We start from the raw sequence: 22494 nt of genomic DNA, 5'->3' as shown, positions 1-22494 counted from the left end.
CGACTCGCGCGCACTCACAGCCCGACTCGCGCGTTCACCCGACGCCTCGACCGCGGTCACGCGAACCTCCGCGCGTCGAAAAGGGCGATCGGATGCGACGTCGTGCCGGTGGTCGCGAGGTCGGCGAGGACCTCACCCACCACCGGCACGAACTTGAACCCGTGCCCCGAGAAGCCGCATGCGATCGTGACGTTCTCGTGCTCGGGGTGCGTGGCGATCACGAAGTGCTCGTCGGGGGTGGTCGTGTACATGCAGGGCACGGTCTTCACGACCGGCCCCACCAGCCCGGGGAGCGTGTCGGCCACCCGCGCCCGCATCTCGTCGACCTCGGCGTCGGTGACCACGCGGTCCAGCGCATCCGGGTCGGTGTCGCGGCCGCGGCGGAAGAACGCCACCTTCACGCCGCCCTCCGGCCCGTCGATCGCGGGGAAGCCGTAGATCTGCGCGCCCCCGGCCTGTTCAGCGACGTAGACGGGCTGCCGTTCGTACGGCTCGGTCCCGCCCGGCGGCGCGAACCAGTACTGCACCAGCCGCTCCACACGAAGTGGGAGGCCGAGCCCGGCAAGCAACGAGGGCGCCCATGCCCCCGGCGAGATCACGAGCGAGCCCGCGGTGTGCTCGCCGTCGGCCGTCCGCACCCGCACGCCGGTGCCATTCGCGTCCCATGAGACCACCTGCCGGCCGAAGCGCAGGTCGGCGCCGTCGCGGGCGGCGAGGTCGAGGTGCGTCGCCACCGTCCGCTCCGGCCGGACGAACCCTGCGCGCTCCTCGAACACGGCCACCTCGTCCTCGGCAGGGCTGAAGGTGGGGAACCGCGCCCGGACGGCGGCGGCGTCGAGCACCTCGTGCGGGAGGTCCCACTCCTGCGCTGCGCGCAGGCTCCCCGCGAACGTCGTGCTCTCGGGCGGGCCGAGGTAGAGACCGCCGGTGAGCGTGAGCAGGTCGGCGCCGGAGTCCTTCTCCGCCTCCTGCCACAGCTCGTAGGCGCGCAGCAGGAGCGGGACGTAGGCCGGGTCCTCGAAGTAGCTCTGCCGGGTGATCCGGGAGTCGCCGTGGCTGGATCCGCGGTCGTGGGCGGGCTGGAACCGCTCGAGCCCCAGCACGCGGACGCCCCGCGCGGCGAGGTAGCGGACCGTCGCCGACCCCATCCCGCCGAGGCCCACAACGATCACGTCGTAGCTCGTCATGCACGGATCCGCTTCATCTCGGGGTCGAACAGGGGCTCGGCGGCCACCACCGCGCGGAGGCGCTCGCCGAAGTACTCCACGTGCACCGGCGTGCCGGGTTCGGCGGCCGCGGCGGGCAGCCACGCGTAGGCGATGCTCGCGTCGATCGTGTAGCCGTAGGCGGCGCTGGTGACGTACCCGGCGGGCGCGTCCGCATGCCATACCGGTTCCTTGCCCATCACGACGTGCGACGGGTCGTCGAGCAGCAGCGGGACGAGCCGCCGCGTGGGCTGCTCCTTCCCGGCGATCGCCGTTGCCCCGACGTAGGAGCCCGGCCGCACCGCGAAACCCAGCCCGGCCTCGTACGGGTCGTGCTCGGTGGTCATGTCCGTGCCGGCGGACCGGTAGCCCTTCTCCAGCCGCAGCGAGTTGAACGCGCTGCGCCCGGCGGCGATCACGCCGTAGCGCCGGCCCGCCTCCCACAGCACGTCCCACAGCCGCAGCCCCAGCTCGGCGCTCGCGTAGAGTTCCCAGCCCAGCTCACCCACGTACGACAACCGCATCGCGGTGACCGGCACGTCGCCGACGTGGATCGCCCTGGCGCGGAAGTAACCGAACCCGGCGTGCGAGACGTCGTCGCGGGTGACCGAGGCCAGCACGTCCCGCGCCCGCGGCCCCCACAGCCCGATGCAGCAGGTGCCGCCGGTGATGTCGGTGATGTGGACGTCCCCGCCGGCCTCGCGCTGCAGCCGGTCGAGGTCGAGGTTGCCGTTCGCCCCCACCTGGAAGCGCTGCTCGCCGAGGCGGGCCACCGTCAGGTCGCTGCGCACGCCGCCCGACGGCTCCAGCAGCAGTGTGTAGGTCACCGCCCCCGGCTTCTTGTCCAGGTTGTTGGTGGTGAGCCGCTGCAGCAGCGCGAGCGCGCCCGGGCCGCTCACATCCAGCCGCTTGAGCGGGGTCATGTCGTACATCGCCACGCGGTCGCGCGTGACCAGCGCCTCGGCGCCGGCGATCGGCGACCAATGCCGCGCCTCCCACTCCCCACGCCCGGGCACGCGGCGCACCTCGGGCAGCCCGGCGTTGGCCTCGAACCAATGCGGGCGTTCCCAGCCCGACGCCTCGAGGAACACCGCGCCCAGCTCCACCTGCCGCGCGTGGAACGGGCTGACGCGCAGCGGGCGCGGCCGGGCGGGCGGGTCGAGCGGGTGCAGCACGTCGTAGACCTCGACGAAGTTCTGCGCGCTGCGGGTCTCGACGTACGACGGGCTGAGCTGCGCCTGCTCGAACCGATTGAGGTCGCACTCGTGCACGTCGACGCCGGGCTCGCCCTCGGCGAGCCAGCGCGCGAGCGCCTGCCCGACCCCGCAGGAGTGCGTGACCCAGACGGCCTCGGCCACCCAGAAGCCGCGCAGGTCGGGGTGCTCGCCGAGCAGCGGCATGCCGTCGGGGGTGAAGGAGAAGATGCCGTTGAACCCGCTCGCGATCTCGGCGTCCTCAAGCGCGGGCAGCAGCTCGCGCGCGTCGGCCCAGGACGGCGCGAAGTCGTCCGGGGTGAACTGCAGGACGCTCGGCATGCCTTCAGCGGGCAGTGTGTCGAGATCCACGGGCATCGGGCGGTGGGCGTAGGAGCCGATGCCGACGCGGTCGACGTGCTCGCGGAAGTACAGGTCGCGGTCCTGGTGGCGCAGGATCGGCGCGCTCGCCTCCGCTGTCTCGGAGTTGCGCCCGGCGAGCGCGGCCACCGGGGTCGTCCGCGCGTACTGGTGGGCCATCGGCAGCAGGGGGATCGTCAGCCCGACGAGCGCGCCGGTACGCGGCCCCCAGAAGCCGGTGGCGGAGACGACGACGTCGGCAGGCACGTCACCCTGGTCGGTGCGCACGCCGGTGACCCGGCCCTTCTCGGAGAGGACCTCCAGCACCCGGTGCTCACCCAGCACCCGCGCACCGAGGTCGGTGGCGCGGGCGAGCTGCGCGGCGACGGCGCGCGGAGCCTTGGCAAGCCCGTCGGTGGGGGTATGGAAGCCGCCGAGCACGCGGTCGGGCTCGATCAGCGGGTGCAGCGCCGCGCACTCGTCCGGCTCGACGAGCCGTGACGGCACTCCCCAGCTCGTGGCCAGCCCGTGGCGGCGGCGCAGGTCGGCCAGCCGCTCCGGTGTGGTGGCGACCTCGAGCCCGCCCACCTGGTCGAAGACGCCGAGCGCCGACATCTTCTCCACGGTGTAGCCGGCGAACCCCGCCATGGTCTTCGACGGGTTGGTCTGGAACACCAGGCCCGGGGCGTGCGACGACGAGCCGCCCGGGAGCGGCAGCGCGCCCCGGTCCAGCACGGTCACGTCGGTCCAGCCGCGCGCGGTCAGCTCGTCGGCGACCGCCGCTCCGACGACGCCCGCGCCGATGACGACGACGCGCGGTGTCACGACGCGGCTTCGAGGTCGTCGGCGCCCGCGTCGGTGCCGGTGAGCACCAGGTAGACCGCGTGCGGGAGCTCACTGAGGGCGCAGACATGGATCATGGCGGACTCTCCGGGAGCACATTGCGGAACGACCTGCACGACGCGCAACAGCGTCGCTCTCGCAATGGCACACGTCAATGGGCGAACCGGTCGGGAAAGTTACCGTAACCCGAGGTCACGCAGGTCTGTCGCATGAGCAGCGCGTTCGTCCGGAAGGGCTGGACGGACGAGCCGCTCGTGCAGTGGGGATCACCCTTCCGACGTCGCCGGCAGGGGGCGAGCCGCGGCCGAGGTGAGCAGGCCCAGCGTCACCGCGCCGAGCACCACCAGGAGCGAATGCAGGGTGCCGATGCGCTCGCCGAGCTGGCCGATCAGGGGCGGACCCGCGAGGAACGCGGTGTAGCCGATGGAGCTGACCACGGAGACGCGCGCCGCGGCGCGGGCCGGGTCATCGGCGGCTGCGCTCATGCCGACCGGGAAGCCCAGCGAGGCTCCCACCCCCCAGAGCAGGGCCCCGCCGAGCGCAACGGGTGCGGACCCACCGAAGAGCACGAGCAGCAAACCGGCAAGCGCGATCACCGCGGTGGCGCGCAGCACGGGCACCCGCCCGAAACGTTCCAGCAAGCTTCCGCCGGCGAGCCGCCCGATGGTCATGGCGGTGACGAAGAAGCCGAACGCGATCGCGCCGACCGTCTCGCCCGCGCCGTAGCCGTCGACCATCGCGACGGCGATCCAGTCGTTGGCCGATCCCTCCGTGAACGCGAACGCGAGCACGAGGAGCCCGACCATGAGCGTGCGCGGCTCCCGCCACGCGGCGAGCGCCCCGGCACCCGCGGCCTTCTGCTCCGGCGTGGTCTCGGTCACGGGGAGGAAGCGCCGCACCGCCATCACGACCACCACCGGCAACACCAGCACGACCACCACGAGCTGCGCCGCGAGCGGAACCCCGGCTGCGGCGCAGGCGGCGCCGATCCCCGCGCCCGTCACCGTGCCGAGGCTGAACCCGGCGTGCAGTTTGGGCATGAGCGAGCGGCCGAGCCGCCGTTCGACGTCGGCGCCCTCGATGTTCATGGCGACGTCCCACACGCCCGAGCCGAGCCCGACGAACACCAGCCCGACTCCGGCCGGGAAGACGGCGCCGGTGACCAGGCCGACCAGGAGCAGTACCAGCCCGAACATGTTGGACACGGTGCCCGCCAGGACCGCGCGGCCCGCCCCGAGCCGGTGCACGATCGGCCCCGAGAGCGGCAAGCCCGCGACCGCGCCGCCGGACAGGCACAGCAGCAACAGTCCGAGCCCACCCGTGCTGAGCCCGAGCGCCTCGCGGATGGCCGGGGTGCGCGCGATGAACGAGGCGAACGCCAGGCCGTTCGCGGCGAACGTGACGGCCACGGCAGTGCGCGAACGGAGGATCTCGGGGGCGATCGGGGCCCCGGTGGTCGTCACATCGGCTCCTCGTCGAATCGATTCGATCCGCGCCGACCGTACCCGCCGACCCCCGGTCCGCTCAACCCGGATATCCGTTACACGGCTACCGTTCCGGGCGTGTCCATCCGGCCGACGCTCGCCGCCGTCGCGGCGCGCGCAGGCGTCTCCCCTTCGACGGCGTCGCTGGCCTTCGCCGACAGTCCTCGGGTCGCGCCCGCCACCCGCGAGCGCGTGCTGGCGGCCGCCGCCCTGCTCGGCTACGCGGGACCGGACCCGCTCGCGGCGTCGCTGCGCCGCGGCCGCAGCGGCGTCGTCGGGGCGTTCGTGGGCGAGCGGCTGCTCTACGCGTTCCGCGACCCGGTCGCCGTCCAGCTCCTCGACGGCATCACGGAGGTGCTCGGCGCGCACGGCGTCGGGCTGCTGCTCCTCGCGGGCGACACCGGGCGGCCCTCGGCGCAGCAGATCGCCCGCATTCCGCTCGACGCGGCCATCTTCGCCACGTGTGGCCTGGAGGACGACCCCGCGCTCAGCCAGCTCCGGGCTCGGGGCGTGCCGGTTGTGGGCATCGAGGGGCCCGTGGCGGACGGGGTGGTGCTCATCGACATCGACGACCGCCGTGGCACCCGCGACCTCGCCCACCACCTGCACGACATGGGCCACCGCCGCATCGAGATGATCGCGATGCCGCTGCGTCTGGACGGCACCCGCGGGCCCGTCGGGAAGGCGCGCCGGGCCCGCAACCACTACCGGGACACGCGCCACCGCATGGAGGGCGCCGAGGACGTGTTCGGGCCGGTGCCCGTCTACGAGACGGCGAGCAACGCCGTCGACGAGGGCGAAGCCGCCGGGCGCGTGCTCCTCGACGTGCCGGCCCACCGGCGGCCGACCGCCGTGATCGCCCAGAGCGACGTGCTCGCCGCCGGGGTGCTGCGGGCCGCGGCGGCGCTCGGGCTGCGCGTGCCGGAGGACGTCAGCGTCGGCGGGTTCGACGGCGCCGACCTGCCGTGGCTCGGCGAGACGCGGCTGACCACCGTGGTCCAGCCCAGCGACGAGAAGGGCCGGGCCGCCGCGCAGGCCGCCATGGACCTGGTGCACGGGAGGCCGGCCGAACCCGTCGTCCTGCCGGTAGCGCTGCGGATCGGCACCACAACCGGGCCGCCGCCCGGCTGATCAGGCCTCCGCGACCGGCTGGGTGGGCTCCGGGTGCGGCACGGGACAACCGCGCGGGAACGTGCCGAGCGCGCCGATCTCGTAGCCGTCCGGGTAGCTGCGGATGTTGGGAAGCTGCCGCGCGAACTTCGGTTCTTCTCGCGGCGGGAGGAACCGCACCACGCGCCCGCGAAGCCACACCGCGCCGCGCGACACCGCCTGCTCGACACGCGAGAGCCGCGGGTAGTGGAACGCGGCCCGCAGCGGGTCGTCCATGAGGCCGAGGGAGAACCGCTTCACCACGGCGGCGGGAGCGTGATGGCTGGGCGGGAACGTCGCGAACAGGCCGAGCGTGCTGTCAGCGACGGCCCGCGCGCCCTCGTCGTAGGCGAAGTGCTCGGCCTCGTAGTCGTCGAGGTAGCGAGCGAACTCCTGGTGGGTGGCCGGGATGTCCTTCATCCCCATGTGGCGGCCGAGCTCGCGGTAGTAGTTGGCCGCGGCAACCTTCTCGCCCTCGGACAGCCGTCGCCAGCCGAACGAGTCGATCCAGCGGATCGGCACCACGACGAACGTCGAGAGGACGTAGAGGAAGTCCTCGTTGGAGATCGGGTACGCGCCGTGCATCTGGTTCATGCGGCGGATGGCACCCCGGCCGTGCGTGCCGGTGAAGCCGTGCTCGACGATCGCGTCGAGGATGAGGCTGGTGTCGTCGTAGCGCTTCTGGACGCGCGTTTCGGCGAACTCGCCCGTCTCCGCGAGCAGCCGCCCGATGCTCGGGACGGCGTAGGTGCGGAACAGGGCGAACGACAGGGACTGGTTGTAGTCCCACGGGAATTCGAGGGCGACGCTGGTGCGGTAGATCTCGTACCAGTCCGTCTCGGGGTCGAGCCGCTCGATCCGCCGCAGCACGTCGAACCGCCTCATTTCGGGAGGGTAGGGCCGGCCGCCGGAAAGGGTCAACACTGACTGGTGCCGACTACCCTTCCGGGCATGACGTCCTCGGCGCCGGTACCTCCCCGAGGCCGCCGCGAGGAGCGCACGGCCACGAGCCGGGCTCGCATCCTCGACGCGGCGGTCGCGTGCCTCGTCGAGTCCGGGTACGCGGGCGCGACGACGTTGCGCATCCAGGCCCGGGCCGGGGTGTCGCGTGGGCGGCTGCTGCACCACTTCCCGTCGCGCGACCAACTCCTCGTTGCCGCGTCCCGGCACCTGGCCACAGAGCGCCTGCGCCGCACGGGCGAGAGGGTCGAGAGCCTCGCCGACAGCGCGTCCGACGACGAGCGGCTCGAGCGGGCCGTCGAGCTGCTCTGGGAGACGTTCTCCGAGCCGCATTTCTGGGCGGCCGTCGAGCTGTGGACGGCCGCCCGGACCAACGACGAGCTGCGCGGCGCGCTCCTGCCCGAGGAACGTGAGGTGGGCGCGGCGGTCCGGGCGCTCATCCCGCGGTTCTTCGGTGCGGAGCTGGCGGCGCACCCGCGGTTCGCCGAGGTCCGCGACCTGCTCTTCACGAGCATGCGCGGGGTCGGTCTCGCGTACGCAATGGAGCACCGCGACCCGCGCACCGACCCCCACCTAGCACTGTGGAAATCGGTGGCAAGAACGCTGCTGTCGTGAACCCCGTTCAGCGCGGGGCGCCCCGGCCGGCCCAGCTCCACGCGTAGGCGCCGTCGTCGGCCGCGCGGCCGGCCTCGCCCAGCTCCAGCGGCCGGAACGTGTCGACCATGACGGCCAGCTCGTCCACCTGCTGCACCCCGATGCTGCGCTCGTACGCCCCCGGCTGCGGCCCATGGGAGTGCCCGCCGGGGTGCAGGCTGATGGAGCCCTGCGCAATGCCGGAGCCCTTGCGGGCGGAGTAGTCGCCGCCGCAGTAGAACATCACCTCGTCGGAGTCCACGTTCGAGTGGTAGTACGGCACGGGGATCGCGAGCGGGTGGTAGTCGACCTTGCGCGGCACGAAGTTGCAGATCACGAACCCGTTTCCCGCGAACACCTGGTGCACCGGCGGCGGCTGGTGCACCTTCCCGGTGATCGGCTCGAAGTCCGCCACGTTGAACGTGTACGGATAGAGGCACCCGTCCCAGCCCACTGCGTCGAAGGGGTGTGCCGGGTAGACGTACCGGGTGCCGGTGATGCCGCGGCTCCCCCGGTGCTTCACCAGAACATCGACGTCGGCCCCGTCCACGAGCAGCGGCTCGGCCGGGCCGTGCAGGTCGCGCTCGCAGTAGGGGGCGTGCTCCAGGAGCTGCCCGAAGCGGGAGAGATAGCGCTCGGGCGGCGCGATGTGGGAGTTCGCCTCGATGGCGTAGAGCCGCAGCGGTTCGGGCCCGACCGGCACCCAGCGGTGGGTGGTGGCCCTGGGCAGCAGCACGTAGTCGCCCTGCCGGGCGTCGAGCGCTCCGAAGACGGTCTCGACGACCCCGGCGCCGGACTCGACGTACACGCACTCGTCGCCGATCGCGTTGCGGTAGAGCGGGCTCGCCTCCCCCGCGACGACGTAGGAGATGCGCACCTCGGCGTTGCCGAGCACGAGCCGCCGCCCGGTGACGGCGTCCACGGCCTTCCAGTCCTCGCCGGGGAACAGGTCGTGCAACTTCAGGTGCCTCGGCAGCAGCGGGACGTTCGGCTCGGTGTCGGCGGGCGGGATCTCCCACGGGGTCGCGTCGACGATCGCCGAGGGGATGTGGCGGTGGTAGAGCAGGGATGAGTCGGACGAGAAGCCCTCCTCCCCCATCAGCTCCTCGTAGTAGAGCCCGCCGTCGGGCCTGCGGTGCTGGGTGTGGCGCTTCGGCGGGACCTCACCGGCTCGTCGGTAGTAGGCCATGGCCGCTCTCCTCCCGGTCGGCGAGCGCTCGGTGCAGCGCCCCCTCGATGGTCGCGGGTGTGGGGTGCTCGAGCACGGCGGCGATGTGCGCGTCCGGGCGCAGGACCCACACCTCACCGTCCCGCACGGAGAGCGCGCCCGCGAGTGCACCGGTCGTGTCGATCTCGGCCAGCTCGACGACGCGGACGGGCGCGGCGCGCTGCGCGGCGACGGTCCGGGCCGCGTCGAGGTCGGCCCCGGGCGCGGCGAGCAGCAGGAACCCCTCCCGGGCGAGCTGCCGGAACCGCCGTGGTGACCAACCCGTACTTCCAGCGGGGTGGCATTGCTGACGTTCAACGTCTGCGGGGCCGCCCCGCTGACGTTCGGGGGCGGCGCGCACCGGGGCGTCTGGTGTCAGGATCCCCGGGCCCGGCTCGGGCACCGCGCCCCTCCGTGGGCGGCCTGCGAAGGGGCGGCGCTCGTTCGGTGTCGTCAGCGGTGAGTCGACGTACCAGAACGGCTCCGACAGCCGCCCCGAGTTCACGAGCGCCTGCGCGTCCGGGTCGGTCGCCGCACGCTCCAGCACCTCGCGGCGGTGCTTCGCAGCCGCCGCGTCCTGCGGCACGAGGAAGTCCATCGTCGCCGTCGTGACCTCCAGGTTCTCCTGCGCCGCGGCGTGCCGTTCGTCGTGGTAGCTCTCGAGCAGTTCCTCCGGCGCCCAGCCGTTCAGCACGAACGCGAGTTTCCAGGCCGCGTTCTCGGCGTCGGCGACACCGGAGTTGAGCCCGCGCGCCCCGAACGGCGACATCAGGTGCGCGGCGTCCCCGGCGAGCAGCACCCGCCCGACCCGCATGCGGTCGGCGCATCGGGAGTGGAACCGGTAGACCGTGATCCACCCCAGCTCGTAGCGCTGGTCGCCGACGACCTGGCGGATCCGCCGGTCCAGCGCATCGGACGCGGTCTCGGCGTCGAGGTCGTAGTTCGCAGGCACCTGCCAGTCGATGCGGAAGCTCGAGTCCGGGCAGGGATGCACGAGCACCTGCCGGCCGGGGTTCCACTCCGGGTCGAAGTGAAAGTGCCGCTCCGTGCGCATTCCGGGCAGGTCGGCGCGGATGTCGCAGGTGAGGAAACGGTCGTCGAACGAGTGGCCTTCGAACGCCACGCCCAGCGCGTCCCGCAGCTCCGCGCAGCGCGCCCCAGCGCAGGCCACCACGTACGCGGCCCGCACCTCGGCGCCGTTGTCGCAGGCCAGCGTGACGCCGTCGGCGTCCTGCACGAGCCCGGTGACCCGGTGTCCCCACCGCACGTCGATCAGCGGCTGCGCGGCCACCCGTTCGTCGAGGATCTCCTCCGTGCGCGGCTGCGAGAGGTTGACGAAGGGCGGGAACGCGGGGCGCCCGGCGTCGGCGAAGGTGAACGAGAACAGCTCGGCGCCGCGGTGGAAGGTGCGGGCGGTCGTCCAGGTGACGCCCTCCGCAGCGATCTGCGCGCCAGCCCCGACCGCGTCCCAGATGTCGAGGACGTCCCGCTGCTGGCAGATCGCCTTCGAGCCCACCAGGTCGCGGGCGGGCCGCTGGTCGAGCACCACCACCGGCACACCCCAGCGCGCGAGCAGCAGAGCCGTCGTCTGCCCGACGGGCCCGTTGCCGATCACCGCCACCGGCGTGTTCATGACTGCAGCTGGTCCCAGACCTCCCGGTCGCGCTCCGCGGTCCAGATGACCGGGCGTTCGATCCCGGACAGCTCGTCCCACAGCCGCGAGACGTCGAACGGGAGGCAGTGCTCGAAGATCGGCCAGCGCCCGTACCGGTCGACGAGTGCGGCGTGCGTGCGCTCGAACGCCTCCTTGAGGGTGCCGCCGCGGCCGTGCACCGCGCCGACCTCGTCGAGCATGACCTGCAGGAAGTGCCGTGTCTGCCCGATCGCGTCGGCGACGGCGTCCGCACCGCGGCTCACCCCGCCGCGGCCCCCGATGAGCGTCTGCGCACCCAACCTCGCCACCCGGTCCAGCGTGGTGCTCGCCCAGTCACGGTGGAACGCGTCGCCCGTGTAGAGCGCCGCCTCCGCCTCCACCAGGTCGCCTGCGAAGAGGATCTTCTGGCGCGGGAGCCAGCCCACGATGTCGCCCTCGGTGTGCCCGCGGCCGCAGTACTGGAGCACGAGGTCGCCGCGGTCGCCGCCCAGGTCGATCGTCAGGCGGTCGGAGAACGTGAGCGTCGGCCACGTCAGGCCGGGCACTGAGTCGGCGCCGTCGGCGAGGCGCGGCATCCGGGCGAACTCGCTCTCCCAGTCCTCCTTGCCCCGCTCGGCGACGAGGGCGCGCGTGTTCTCGTGCGCCACGATCACCTCGGCATCGAACGCGGAGGCGCCGAGCACACGAACGGCGTGGTAGTGGCTCAGCACGAGGTAGCGCACCGGTTTGTCGGTGTGCTCCCGCAACCGGGCGAGCCACTTGCGGGCCGCGACCGGGGTGGCGAGGGCCTCGAAGCAGACGAGGAAGTCCTCGCCCTCGACGGCCCCGATGTTGGGGTCGCCCTCTGCCGTCAGCGCGTAGACGCCGTCGTCGAGGACCTCCAGGGTCTGCTCCTTGGCCGCGAGGTCCGCAGACGATGCGAACGGCTTCGTCGCCATGGCCGATCCTCCCGATCAAAGCTTTGACCAATTCGGACGGTACCGCGACGCCGGTCACACCGGAACCCGCCCGCCGAGGTCCATGATGGTCCTTCCCAGCCACCGAGGAGGCGACGCAATGACACTGCCGGAGGGGATCGACGTCACCGCCCGGCCGAGCGGCACGGGCTGTGTCGAGTGCGACGAGGCCGGCGGCTGGTGGGTGCACCTGCGCCGGTGTGCCGAGTGCGGTCACGTCGGTTGCTGCGACACCTCCCCCGCCCAGCACGCCACCGCGCATTTCCGCACGACGGCGCACCCGTATGTCCAGTCGTTCGAACCGGGTGAGAGCTGGTACTGGGACTACCGCAGCCAAGAGATGCTGCAGGGCCCGGATCTCCCGGACCCGCAACACCACCCCCTGGACCAGACCGTGCCCGGCCCTCGGGACCGGGTGCCGGCGGATTGGCAAGACCACATCCACTAGGAGTGTCCTGAACGACTCCGCCCGTAGCGAGCGGCGTCCAGGTGGGTGCATCGCAAGGCGGACGATCGGGCCGATACCGCTGTTGTATCGGCCCGATCGTCCAACGCCGCGAGGTGCCCGCCTGGGCGGCGCGGAGTAGGGCCGAGTTGTTCAGGGCGCTCCTTGCGGGAGCCGCGGCGCGGGCTGCAACCGTGTGCGGCATGAGCCAGCCACCCGCGCGTCCCACCGATCTCTTCACCCTCGCCGACCGCCGGATCGTCGTCACCGGCGCGGGCCGGGGCCTCGGCCAGGGACTGGCGACCGGGATCGCCCGGCAGGGTGCGCACGTCGTGCTCGTCGCGCGTTCGCTCCCCGAACTGGAGGAGACCGGACGCGAGATCCGCGACGCAGGCGGCTCGTGCCACGTCGTTCCCGCGGACCTGGCGAGCCGGGACGGGTGGGAGGGCCTCGTCGCCGACCTGGTGGCCGATGGCGTGCCCGACGGGGTCGTCCACGGGGCGGGGGTGCAGGTGCGCAAGCCGGCTACCGAGGTCACGCCCGAGGACTGGGCCTTCATCCAGGCGGTCAACGTCGAGGCGCCGTTCTTCCTCTCCACCCGGCTGGGCGCGGCACAGGCGCACGCCGGGGTTCCGGCGAGCCACGTGTTCGTCACGTCGCTCTCGAGCTCGATCGCCGTGCGCAACGCCGCCCCGTACGCGGCGTCGAAGTCGTCCCTGCTGGGCGTGATCCGCACGCTCTCCGCCGAGTGGGCGCCGCTGGGGATCCGCGTGAACGGCATCCAGCCCGGCTACTTCCATACGCGGTTGACCGAGGACCTGCTCTCACAGCCGGAGCAGCACGCGCGGATCCTCGGGCGAATCCCGATGGGCCGGCTCGGAACGGCGCAGGACCTGGTCGGCGCCGCCGTGTTCCTGCTCTCGGCCGCGTCCGCCTACGTGACCGGCCAGAACATCGCCGTCGATGGCGGGTGGCTGGCCTCCTAGCGCGGACTCATCTGATGAGCAGGGCAGGATGGCGTCCGTGGAACCTCTCAGGATCGGCGTGCTCGGCGCCGCTCGCATCGCCACGTCCGCCATCGCCGACCCCGCCCGCCTCACCGGCACCCGGCTCGTCGCGGTCGCCGCCCGCGACCGGGCCCGCGCCGAGGCGTTCGCCGCTGAGCACGGCGTCGAGCGCGTGCACGACTCCTACGCCGACGTCATCGCCGACCCGAAGGTCGAGGCGATCTACAACCCACTGGCAAACGGCCTGCACGGGCCGTGGAACCTCGCCGCCGTCGACGCAGGCAAGCACGTGCTCACCGAGAAGCCCTCCGCGAGCGACGCCGTCGAGGCCAGAGAAGTGCGCGACGCCGCCGCGCGCGCGGGCGTGCTCGTCATGGAGGCCTTCCACTACCTCTATCACCCGGTCGCCCGTCGGCTGCTGGACGTGGTGGCCTCCGGCGACATCGGGGAGCTGCAACGAGTGGAGGTCGACATGCTGATCCCGCCGCCGCCCGACACTGATCCCCGCTGGTCCCTGGAGCTGGCGGGCGGCGCGCTGATGGACGTCGGCTGCTACGGGCTGCACCTGCACCGCGCGCTCGGGGCGTTCGCCGGCGGGGAGCCGCACGTCGTCGACGCGGACGGCGGGGAGCGGGCCGGGCACCCCGGCGTGGACGAGTGGCTCGACGTCGACCTGGAGTTCCCCGGCGGCGCCGAGGGGACCGTCCGGTGTTCGATGGCCGCCGACGACGTCCAGATGACGGCGCGGATCACGGGCAGCGACGGCGCGATACTCGCCTTCAACTTCGTGCTCCCCCACCGCGACGACCGCCTGCTCGTGAATGTGGACGGCGTAGAGCGGGTGGAGGAGCTGGGCCGCCGACCCTCGTACGCCTACCAGCTGGAGGCGTTCACCCGGGCGATCCGGACGGGCGCACCGGTGCCGACCGGGGCCGACGACGCCGTCGCGACCGCGGAGCTGGTGGACGCCTGCTACACCGCTGCCGGGTTCGAGCCGCGCCCCCGCTCACCGCTGGTCCAGTAGACCGGAGGAGGATTCAGGGGTGTCCTCCCTCGCCGACGCCGTGCCCGCCGCGGCCGAACGCCTGAGCGGCGTGGCCCGCCGCACCCCGCTGCACCGCAACGAGCGCCTGTCCGCGGTGGCCGGCGCGCAGGTGTGGCTCAAGCGGGAGGACCTGCAGGTCGGCCGCTCCTACAAGCTGCGGGGCGCCTACAACCTGCTCGCCCAGCTCGACGACGCGGAGCGCGCGGCGGGGGCCGTCTGCGCGAGCGCAGGCAACCACGGGCAGGGCGTGGCGTACGCGTGCCGCCAGCTCGGAATCCGCGGCCGCGTGCACGTCCCCAGCACCACACCCCGGCAGAAGCGCGAGCGGATCGCGGCCCTCGGCGGCGGCGCTGTCGACCTCGTGGTCGGCGGCGACACCTACGACGAGGCAGCGGCCGCGGCGGCGGAGTACGCCGAGCGCACCGGAGCCACGGTCGTCCCCGCGTTCGACGACGTCCGCACGATCGCCGGGCAGGGCACCGTCGGCGTCGAGGTAGTGGCGCAGCTCGGGCGCGCACCCGACGTGGTCTTGGTGCCGGTGGGCGGCGGCGGGCTGCTCGCAGGGGTCGGGAGCTGGTTCGCCGCCGAACACCCGGGCGTCCGCATCATCGGGGTGGAGCCGGCCGGAGCGGCGAGCATGGCGGCGGCGCTCGCGGCGGGCGAGCCGGTGGCGCTGCCCGACCTGGACACCTTCGTCGACGGCGCCGCGGTGCGCAGGGTCGGGGACGTGAGCTTCCCGCTGGTGCGCGACAGCGGCGCGGAGCTGATGAGCGTGCCCGAGGGGCGCGTCTGCACCGAGATGCTGGAGCTGTACCAGGTCGACGGGATCATCGCCGAGCCCGCCGGCGCGCTGGCCGCCGCGGCGCTCGACGAGCTGGACCTCCCGCCCGACGCCGCCGTCGTCTGCCTGCTCTCGGGCGGCAACAACGACGTGAGCCGCTACGCGGAGATCGTGGAGCGCTCGCTCGTGCACCGGGGGCTCAAGCACTACTTCCTGGTGGAGTTCCCGCAGGAGCCGGGGGCGCTTCGCCGCTTCCTCGACGAGGTGCTCGGCCCGGACGACGACATAGTGCTGTTCGAGTACGTCAAGCGCGACAACCGGGAGACCGGCGCCGCGCTCTGCGGCATCGAGGTCTCCGACCGCGACGGCTACGAGCCGCTGTGGAAGCGCATGGAGGCGAGCCCGCTCACGATCCAGCACATCGCACCGGGCACCACCGCGTACCGCTTCCTGATCTGATCGCCTGTGACCTGGCATTACCCCCAGGGGGTGTAGGATCCCTGTTATGGCCAGCTACAGCGGCGACAAGAATGCCTATCTCAAGCGCCTGCGCCGCATCGAGGGCCAGGTCCGCGGTCTGCAGCGGATGGTGGAGGAGGACAAGTACTGCATCGACGTCCTCACCCAGGTCGCCGCGGCCACCAAGGCCCTGCAGGCGTTCTCGCTGGAGCTGCTCGACGAGCACCTCGCGACGTGTGTGGTGCAGGCGGCAGCCGCGGGCGGCGACGAGGCCGACGAGAAGGTGCGCGAGGCGTCCGAGGCGATCGCGCGGCTCGTCCGCTCCTGATTTCCCTGGTCGCCTAGGGCTTGGCGAGCCCGTGCAGCAGCAGCTCCGCCAGGTGCGCGTAGGCCGCGGCGTCGTCCAGGCCCGTCGCCGTCGCGACCTGGCGTTGCTGGATCCGCACCATCACCGCCGTGACGACGTCCGCGACGAACTCTGGATGCACCTGCCGGAACGCCCCCGCCGCGACCCCGGCCGCCACCAGCTCCTGCACCCGTCGCGCCGCCGCGCGCGTGTTGCGCTCGTACACCTCCGCGGCAGGTGGAAAGCCCGCGACGTCGTCGAAGAACCGCGCTGACGCGGGCCCCAGCTCCGTCGCGACCGCCCGCAGGTACGCGCCCACCTGCCCGGCCGGGTCGTCACGTCCCGACAGGACAGCCTCCACGCGCGCGGTGGCACCCCGGAAGAAATGCACGACCGCCGCCCTGACCAGCTGCTGCTTGCTTCCCGCCAGCGCGTAGAGCGTGCGCTTCGAGCAACGCAGGCGGGCGGCGAGGTCGTCGAGCGTGAGGTGCGCGAAGCCCTCGGCGAGCAGCAGCTCCACGAGCGCGTCGAAGAGCTGCTCCCGCCGGACGGCGCCGCGCCGCACCGGGATGGACATGTCAGCTACGTTAGCCGGTACTGGAGTTCCCTTCTCAGTACCGTTAGAGGTAATCGATGGCCGTCGACCGGCTGTTGCCCACCCAGGAAGCCGCCGACCTGCTCGCGCTCACCCGCCAGCTCGCCGATCGCGAGCTCGCGCCCCGCGTCGAGGTACACGAACGGACCGAGACCTACCCGGACGGCCTGTTCGCGACGCTCGGCGAGGCCGGACTCCTCGGACTGCCCTACCCCGAGGAGCAGGGCGGCGGCGGCCAGCCGTACGAGGTCTACCTGCAGGTCCTCGAGGAGCTGGCGGCGCGCTGGGCCGCCGTCGCCGTGGCAGTGAGCGTGCACGGCCTGTCCTGCTTCCCGCTCGCCACGTTCGGCACCCCCGCGCAGCAGGAGCGCTGGCTCGCCCCCGCGCTCGCGGGGGAACTGGTGGGCGCCTACTCGCTGTCGGAGCCACAGGCCGGCTCCGACGCGGGCGCATTGACGTGCAAGGCGGAGAAGACCGCCGACGGCTACCGCATCACCGGAACGAAGGCGTGGATCACCCACGGCGGCGTGGCCGACTTCTATGCGCTCTTCGCCCGCACCGGTGCGGGCAGCCGCGGAGTCTCATGCTTCCTCGCACCGGCACGGGCCGACGGCCTCTCATTCGGCAGGCCCGAGGAGAAGATGGGCCTGCACGCGATCCCGACCACCACCGCCCACTGGGACGGCGCCGTGCTCGACGGCGACCGACTGATCGGCGCGGAGGGCCAGGGCCTCCCGATCGCCCTCGCCGCCCTCGACTCCGGCCGCCTCGGAATCGCCGCGGTCGCCACCGGGCTCGCGCAGTCGGCCCTGGACACCGCCGTGGCCTACGCGCACGAACGCAGCACGTTCGGCAAGCGGATCATCGACCACCAAGGCCTCGGGTTCCTGCTCGCCGACATGGCCGCCGCCGTCGACTCGGCCCGCGCCACCTACCTCGACGCCGCCCGCCGCCGCGACGCGGGACGCCCGTACGGGCGGCAGGCGAGCGTCGCGAAGCTCGTGGCCACGGACGCCGCCATGAAGGTCACGACCGACGCGGTGCAGGTGCTGGGCGGGTACGGCTACACACGGGACTTCCCGGTCGAGCGGTTCATGCGAGAGGCGAAGATCATGCAGATCTTCGAGGGGACGAACCAGATCCAGCGGCTGGTGATCGCCCGCTCGCTGGCAAGGAGCTAGCGAGCAAACGCCCGGTCTCTCATCGAAGACGACGGTTTCAGCACCGGCGGGCAGCCAAGATCAGGCCGCGTCCAGGTCGTCAGCGGCGGTCAGCTTTGCCGGAGATGGTGCGGCGTCGACCACAAGCTGGCGCAGCGTGCGCAGTTCGCGGGGGCTGTTCCAGCCCAGCACGCCGACCACCCTGCCCCGGTGGCTGTAGCCGACGACGAATCTGCGGCCGGCCAGTTCGCCGCGCATAAGCGTGATGTCCGCATCCGCAGGGAAGATTCCGTAGGCCTGGATGCGGGCGTCGTACTGATCGGTCCAGAAGTAGGGCACGGGCGCGTATTCCTGGTCGTCGCCGAGCAGATTGGCGGCGACAACCATGGCTTGCTCGGTGGCGTTGACCCGGTGTTCCACGCGCATCCGGGTGTGGAAGCGGTTGTTGCGCCAGGACGCGACGTCGCCGGCCGCGTACACGTGTGGGGCGGCCCGACAGTGGGCGTCGCATTCGACGCCGTTGCCGAGCGGGAGGCCGGACCCGGCAAGCCACCCGATGGCAGGGCCGGCGCCGACCGCGACCACCACCAGGTCGGCCTCCAGCCCCGAACCGTCGGTGAGCTCGACCCCGGCCACCCGCCCGGCCGTACCAATGAACCGGCGCACGCCGACACCACAGCGCACCGATGTGCCGTGGTCACGGTGCAGGTCGGCGAGGATGCCACCGATCCGGTCGCCGAACTGGGCATGCATGGGTGCCAGCAGGGGATCGACGAGGGTCACGTCCAGGCTCATGCCCCTGGCGACCGCGGCCACCTCGGCGCCGAGGAAGCCCGCACCCACGACGACCACCGTCGGCCGGTCGAGCAGGTGAGAGCGCAGGCACAGTGCATCGTCGAGGGTCCGCAGGACATGCACACCGGCGAGGCCGTCGCCGGGCAAGTGGCGTGGAGCGACGCCGGTGGCGATGACCAGGGCGTCGAAGTCGATCCGGTCGCCGCCGTCGAGCAGGACCCGCCGATCGGCCATGTCCAGGCCAACGGCAGACCGGCCGAGCAGAAGGTCGGCGTCGAGGGTGGCCAGTTGCGCCCCGCTGCGCAAGACGATCTTGTCCGGCTCCCAGGTGCCGGCCAGGATCTGCTTGGACAAAGGCGGCCGGTCGTAGGGCGGGTGCTGTTCGTCCCCGATCAGCGTCAGGGTGCCGTCGTAGCCCCGGCGGCGCAGGGCTTCGGCCGCGCCAAGCCCGGCCGCCGAGGCCCCGACGATGGCGATCCGCTTCGGCCCACTCACGGCTCTTCCAGCACAGTGATGGCCAGGGCCGGGCAGATGGCCGCGGCCTGGCGGACAGCCTCGTGCAGCTCGGGCGGTGGGTTGTCGATGAGCAGCGTGACGATGCCGTCCTCCTCGCGCTGGTCGAACACCTGCGCGGCGGCCAGCACACACTGTCCCGAGCCGACGCACTTGTCTTGGTCCGCAATAACTCGCATGACGTTTCCTCGGTGGGTTCTCCGTGGGTTCCCACGGTCTGCTCAGGCCGTTTCCGACAGGTGTGTCGTCGACCAGGTGACGGGCAGTTCGTAGACGCCATATACCGCGCCGTCGTGTTTGAACGGGATGTCGGCGACGTCGCCGACCAGGCGAAGGGTGGGGATGCGCCGGTAGAGAGTGCCGTAGACGACCTGCAGTTCCACCCTGGCCAGGGGTTGGCCGAGGCATTGGTGGACGCCGAATCCGAAGGCGACGTGGGCGCGGGCGTCGCGGTGCAGGTCCAGTGCGTCGGGATCGGCGAATGCCTGCTCGTCGCGGTTGCCGACTTCGGTGGCGAGAATGACGCCGTCGCCGGCGTGAATGAGCTGGTCGTCGATCTCGATGTCGGCGAGCGCGACCCGGCGCCGGCCGCTGTGGACGATGGTGAGGTAGCGCAGCAGTTCCTCGACCGTGCTGCGGATCAGGGCAGGGTCGGTGGTCGCGCGCAGCGCGGCGAGCTGGTCGGGGTGCTGCAGCAGGGCCAGGGTGCCCAGCGCGATCATGTTCGCGGTGGTCTCATGGCCGGCCACGAGCAGCAGGCTGGCCACCACGGCCAGCTCGCGCTGGGTCAGTTCCCCGGTTCTGACCTGCTCGTGGGCCAGCCGGGAGAGCAGGTCGTCAGCGGGGTGGGCGAGTTTGTCGGTGATCAGCCGGTCCAGGTAGTCGGTGAGCGTGGCCTGGGCCTGTCGGCTCACCTCCGGCGGGGTGTCCCGGTTGATCAGGAGCTTGCTGTTGCGCTGAAAGAAGTCGTGATCGGCGTAGGGCACCCCGAGCAGGTGGCAGATCACCAGGGAGGGCACCGGCAGGGCGAAGGCCTGCACCAGGTCGACCGGGGTGGGGCCGGCCAGCATCTGGTCAATCAGGTCGTCCACGATCCGTTGGATCGCCGGGCGCAGCGCCTCGACCCGCTTGATCGCGAACGTTGCGGTCACCATCCGGCGCAGCCGGGCGTGCTCGGGGTCGTCCATGCTGATGAAGGTCCGGGCCTGCGTGCGGCGCTCCCGCACGCCGGCGCTGATGTGCGGGTAGCCGGGAGCCGTGGTGTCGGAGCTGATGCGCGGGTCGGCCAGCAGGGCGCGCTGGTCGGCGTAACGGGTGACCAGCCAGGGGGTACTGCCGTCCCACAGCCGGACCCTGGTGATCGGCGCCTGCGCCTGCAACGCCCGCAGCGCCGGCGGCGGATCGAACGGGCAGCCGGCCGCTCGCGGCATCGGGTAGTCCGGGGTGTCGACCAACGCCTGGTCTGTCGTGTTCGTCATTGCCCTGCTCATATGCGCCTCCGCGCCGAAAGGTCCAGTTACCTAACATTTGTTCATCAACTTACTGAACAGATGTTAGTCGTCTCTGGGTCGCCTTTCAACGTGCGCGAAAAAGAATCATGGAAAAGGGCAAAAAATCATAGGATAGAAAAAATCATGGGTCGGCCCGGGGCGAGCCGGACGTCAGCCGCTCTCGAACACCAGGGAGAGCAGCTCGTCCACGAACTCAACGACCACAGCCTCGGCGTCGTCCACGGACCGGGCCTGGGAGATCGCCACACGGCCGTGCGTGCCGACGGTCAGCACGATGGCGGCCCGCTCGGCCGGCAGCCGCAGTCGGGCCCCCGCCACCTCACACGCATGCAGGCTGTCGGTCAGGGTCTCGACCAGGGCACGGGCGGTGCTGACAGGCTGGCCCAGCCGTGCCCCGAACATCACCCGGTAGAGGCCAGGACTGGCCAGCGAGAACCCGCAGAAGGCATGCAACTGGGCGCGCACCCGGCCGATCGGGTCCGCCTCCGCCACTGCGGCCCCGGCCTCCCGTAAGAGAGCCACCAGCCGCTCGTGCTCGTAGTCGAGCAGCGCCTCGATCAGGGCCGACTTGTCCGCGAAATGCGCATACAGGCTCGCCGGCGCGACGCCCACCTCCCGGGCCACGCCACGCAGGCTCAGCCCCTCCACCGTGCCCAACTCGCCGAGCAACCGGGCAGCAGCCTCCAGAACCTCCGCACGGAGCCGCTCACCCTGACCCCATCGATTACGCGTCCGCGAACGGGCCCCGAGCGTCGCAGGCTCCGCCTTCGGGCCCGACCTCTCGCTCGTCACCGGCACATCCTCACCCATCCTCTCGAACCGATGAAGCCGACACCGCCGTTCATCGAGGACGCTGGACGTGTACGGAGACTCGATCTTTGTGACGAGATGGAGTCATGCCACGTCGGTCCCAGCACAGACGTTGACGCTCCGGGCTCAGCCGAGCACCGCCCTCACGAACTCCTGTGCACGTTCCCGCAGGCCGGCACGTCGCTCCTCGACATCCGTGCCCGGAGTCGGCCGCAACGCCGCGGTCGCCTTCTCAACCCTGATGTGCCGTGCGCATGCGAGATCCCCACAGACATAGGTGCCGACGGAGTCCCCATTGCGGCCCGCCGCGCCCGGACGCCGAGCCACTAGCAGCTCAACCCGTCCCGGGGCATGGGTGGTGCGGCACAGCGCACACATGGCAGCCGTCCGGACCGCGCTCTCACCGGCCCGCAGCGCGATCCCCACGAGCCCGCCCTCGTGCGCGAGAAGCAGGACGCCGCGCTCCGGCGCCTTCGGGTCGCGCCAGCCCAGCACGTCGTCGACGGCGTCGAGATCGAGGTCCCGCACCCACCCCGGCAGGGTCATCCGGGCCGCCTCGCCCTTCGTCGAGTTCGCCATGGCGCGGCGGATGCGGGCGTCGGTGGTGATCGTCTCGCTCATCGTCCTGTCCGTCGGTCGGGGTACGGGGCGTGACCCTAGGCAGCCCGAGGGCCGTCCGCACGGGGTTTGCGGGTGCGCGACGCGCGCGGCGTGGACCGCCGGACGAACCGTGCCGCTGGACGTCCGACCAGTGATCAGGCTGCTCTCTGCCTCAGCTCGCGGTGACCAGGTGTGGGAGGGGTTTTCGCCGGGGTCTTCGCTCCGGGTCGATCCACGCGGGCGGGATGAACTCCGGTAGCCCGTCCCGGATGCGCACGATCCACTCCGAGTGGTGCAGCAACCGGTGGTGCACCCGGCACGCCATCACGAGGTTGTGCAACGCGGTCGGCCCACCCTCCTGCCAGGGCAGCACATGATGAACCTCGCTCCACGAGGGCGGCCGCCCACAACCCGGGAACTCACACCCACCCCCGCGCGCAACCACCGCCCGCCGCAGCCCATCCGGGATCGTGCGAGTCAACCTGCCCACATCCAGCGGCTGACCCCTCCCACCCAGCACCACCGGAACCACCGCCGCATCACAGGCCAGCATCCGCAACGACTCCGGGGCGACCGTGCCACCGAAATCGAGCACCGCGGCCCGGCACCGATTCTCCAGATCCTCCAACCGCACCAACACATTCAGATGCGGCCGCCCACCACCGGCGTGCGGCACGTCGCCGTGGTCCAGCACGAACCCGCACACCTCCGCCAGCGCTTCGGCCTGCCGCTCCGCCGCACTCCGCTCGTCCTCACCGGTGAGTGGCTTGGCCTTCGCGTCGA

At 72.1% G+C, this 22494-nt stretch carries 22 protein-coding genes; 8 read left to right on the top strand and 14 right to left on the bottom strand.

Features of this window, described 5'->3' with window-relative positions:
• Window positions 1–56: 56 nt before the first annotated feature.
• The 3 genes from solA to ABD143_RS35435 form a co-directional block, all read right to left on the bottom strand.
• Entirely contained in the window at window positions 57–1187 is a 1131-nt protein-coding gene (solA, locus tag ABD143_RS35445; protein WP_343987286.1) for an N-methyl-L-tryptophan oxidase, read from the bottom strand.
• A complete protein-coding gene (locus ABD143_RS35440) occupies window positions 1184–3583 on the bottom strand; it encodes a GcvT family protein (RefSeq protein ID WP_343987282.1) in 2400 nt (799 codons plus the stop codon). Before ABD143_RS35440 ends, solA begins: the two co-directional genes overlap by 4 nt.
• A gap of 284 nt (window positions 3584–3867) precedes the next feature.
• Entirely contained in the window at window positions 3868–5064 is a 1197-nt protein-coding gene (locus tag ABD143_RS35435; RefSeq protein WP_343987279.1) for an MFS transporter, read from the bottom strand.
• Between the two features lie 99 nt (window positions 5065–5163).
• Between ABD143_RS35435 and ABD143_RS35430 the strand changes: the two genes are divergently transcribed.
• A complete protein-coding gene (locus ABD143_RS35430) occupies window positions 5164–6216 on the top strand; it encodes a LacI family DNA-binding transcriptional regulator (protein WP_343987276.1) in 1053 nt (350 codons plus the stop codon).
• Here the strand turns inward: ABD143_RS35430 and ABD143_RS35425 are convergent, their stop codons facing one another.
• Entirely contained in the window at window positions 6217–7119 is a 903-nt protein-coding gene (locus ABD143_RS35425) for an oxygenase MpaB family protein (RefSeq protein WP_343987273.1), read from the bottom strand.
• Between the two features lie 66 nt (window positions 7120–7185).
• Here ABD143_RS35425 and ABD143_RS35420 point away from each other — a divergent pair, with 66 nt between their 5' ends.
• Entirely contained in the window at window positions 7186–7809 is a 624-nt protein-coding gene (locus tag ABD143_RS35420) for a TetR/AcrR family transcriptional regulator (RefSeq protein ID WP_343987270.1), read from the top strand.
• A gap of 7 nt (window positions 7810–7816) precedes the next feature.
• On the opposite strand, the gene ABD143_RS35415 is transcribed toward ABD143_RS35420, so the two are convergent.
• The 3 genes from ABD143_RS35415 to ABD143_RS35405 are packed head-to-tail and all read right to left on the bottom strand — an operon-like array spanning window position 7817 to window position 11626.
• Window positions 7817–9016 (bottom strand): homogentisate 1,2-dioxygenase, encoded by a 1200-nt coding sequence (locus ABD143_RS35415; RefSeq protein ID WP_343987267.1) that lies wholly within the window; start codon window positions 9014–9016, stop codon window positions 7817–7819.
• Window positions 8991–10667, bottom strand: a complete 1677-nt coding sequence (locus ABD143_RS35410) for an FAD-dependent monooxygenase (RefSeq protein WP_343987264.1) — start codon at window positions 10665–10667, stop codon at window positions 8991–8993. Before ABD143_RS35410 ends, ABD143_RS35415 begins: the two co-directional genes overlap by 26 nt.
• Window positions 10664–11626: an MBL fold metallo-hydrolase gene (locus ABD143_RS35405; protein WP_343987261.1), complete on the bottom strand. Its 963-nt coding sequence runs from the start codon at window positions 11624–11626 to the stop codon at window positions 10664–10666. The genes ABD143_RS35410 and ABD143_RS35405 overlap by 4 nt, the downstream gene beginning before the upstream one ends.
• Before the next feature lie 118 nt (window positions 11627–11744).
• Between ABD143_RS35405 and ABD143_RS35400 the strand changes: the two genes are divergently transcribed.
• The 5 genes from ABD143_RS35400 to ABD143_RS35380 all read left to right on the top strand — a co-directional run bounded on the left by ABD143_RS35400 (window position 11745) and on the right by ABD143_RS35380 (window position 15709).
• Window positions 11745–12092 (top strand): UBP-type zinc finger domain-containing protein, encoded by a 348-nt coding sequence (locus tag ABD143_RS35400; protein WP_343987258.1) that lies wholly within the window; start codon window positions 11745–11747, stop codon window positions 12090–12092.
• 200 nt (window positions 12093–12292) lie between these two features.
• Window positions 12293–13075, top strand: coding sequence for an SDR family NAD(P)-dependent oxidoreductase (locus tag ABD143_RS35395; protein WP_343987255.1), 783 nt, complete (start codon window positions 12293–12295; stop codon window positions 13073–13075).
• Between the two features lie 37 nt (window positions 13076–13112).
• On the top strand, window positions 13113–14120 hold the full coding sequence (locus ABD143_RS35390) for a Gfo/Idh/MocA family protein (RefSeq protein ID WP_379660067.1): 1008 nt from the start codon (window positions 13113–13115) through the stop codon (window positions 14118–14120).
• 19 nt (window positions 14121–14139) lie between these two features.
• The gene (gene ilvA / locus ABD143_RS35385) at window positions 14140–15381 is read left to right on the top strand and encodes a threonine ammonia-lyase IlvA (RefSeq protein WP_343987249.1); all 1242 of its coding nucleotides are present in this window, start codon (window positions 14140–14142) and stop codon (window positions 15379–15381) included.
• Between the two features lie 46 nt (window positions 15382–15427).
• The gene (locus ABD143_RS35380; protein WP_343987246.1) at window positions 15428–15709 is read left to right on the top strand and encodes a metal-sensitive transcriptional regulator; all 282 of its coding nucleotides are present in this window, start codon (window positions 15428–15430) and stop codon (window positions 15707–15709) included.
• Between the two features lie 13 nt (window positions 15710–15722).
• Here ABD143_RS35380 and ABD143_RS35375 read toward each other — a convergent pair whose 3' ends face one another.
• Window positions 15723–16304 carry a TetR/AcrR family transcriptional regulator gene (locus tag ABD143_RS35375; RefSeq protein WP_343987243.1) on the bottom strand — a complete coding sequence of 194 codons (582 nt, stop codon included), beginning with the start codon at window positions 16302–16304 and terminating at the stop codon, window positions 15723–15725.
• A 56-nt stretch (window positions 16305–16360) separates the two neighbouring features.
• Here ABD143_RS35375 and ABD143_RS35370 point away from each other — a divergent pair, with 56 nt between their 5' ends.
• A complete protein-coding gene (locus tag ABD143_RS35370; RefSeq protein ID WP_343987240.1) occupies window positions 16361–17503 on the top strand; it encodes an acyl-CoA dehydrogenase family protein in 1143 nt (380 codons plus the stop codon).
• Window positions 17504–17563: 60 nt separating this feature from the next.
• Here the strand turns inward: ABD143_RS35370 and ABD143_RS35365 are convergent, their stop codons facing one another.
• The 6 genes from ABD143_RS35365 to ABD143_RS35340 all read right to left on the bottom strand — a co-directional run.
• Window positions 17564–18772: an NAD(P)/FAD-dependent oxidoreductase gene (locus ABD143_RS35365; RefSeq protein ID WP_343987236.1), complete on the bottom strand. Its 1209-nt coding sequence runs from the start codon at window positions 18770–18772 to the stop codon at window positions 17564–17566.
• Window positions 18769–18969 carry a ferredoxin gene (locus tag ABD143_RS35360; RefSeq protein WP_343987233.1) on the bottom strand — a complete coding sequence of 67 codons (201 nt, stop codon included), beginning with the start codon at window positions 18967–18969 and terminating at the stop codon, window positions 18769–18771. Before ABD143_RS35360 ends, ABD143_RS35365 begins: the two co-directional genes overlap by 4 nt.
• Window positions 18970–19011: 42 nt before the next feature.
• Complete coding sequence (locus ABD143_RS35355; protein WP_343987230.1) at window positions 19012–20268, bottom strand: cytochrome P450; 1257 nt, start codon at window positions 20266–20268, stop codon at window positions 19012–19014.
• Between the two features lie 183 nt (window positions 20269–20451).
• Entirely contained in the window at window positions 20452–21093 is a 642-nt protein-coding gene (locus ABD143_RS35350; protein WP_343987227.1) for a TetR/AcrR family transcriptional regulator, read from the bottom strand.
• A 144-nt stretch (window positions 21094–21237) separates the two neighbouring features.
• Window positions 21238–21732 (bottom strand): FBP domain-containing protein, encoded by a 495-nt coding sequence (locus ABD143_RS35345; RefSeq protein ID WP_343987224.1) that lies wholly within the window; start codon window positions 21730–21732, stop codon window positions 21238–21240.
• Window positions 21733–21883: 151 nt separating this feature from the next.
• Window positions 21884–22494 (bottom strand): HNH endonuclease signature motif containing protein (locus ABD143_RS35340; RefSeq protein ID WP_343987220.1); only part of this gene is annotated, 611 nt, incomplete at its 5' end.

Source organism: Pseudonocardia aurantiaca (assembly GCF_039526725.1).
GTDB classification, from domain to species: Bacteria; Actinomycetota; Actinomycetes; order Mycobacteriales; family Pseudonocardiaceae; genus Pseudonocardia; species Pseudonocardia aurantiaca.
This window is presented reverse-complemented; position numbering and strand designations above follow the sequence as displayed.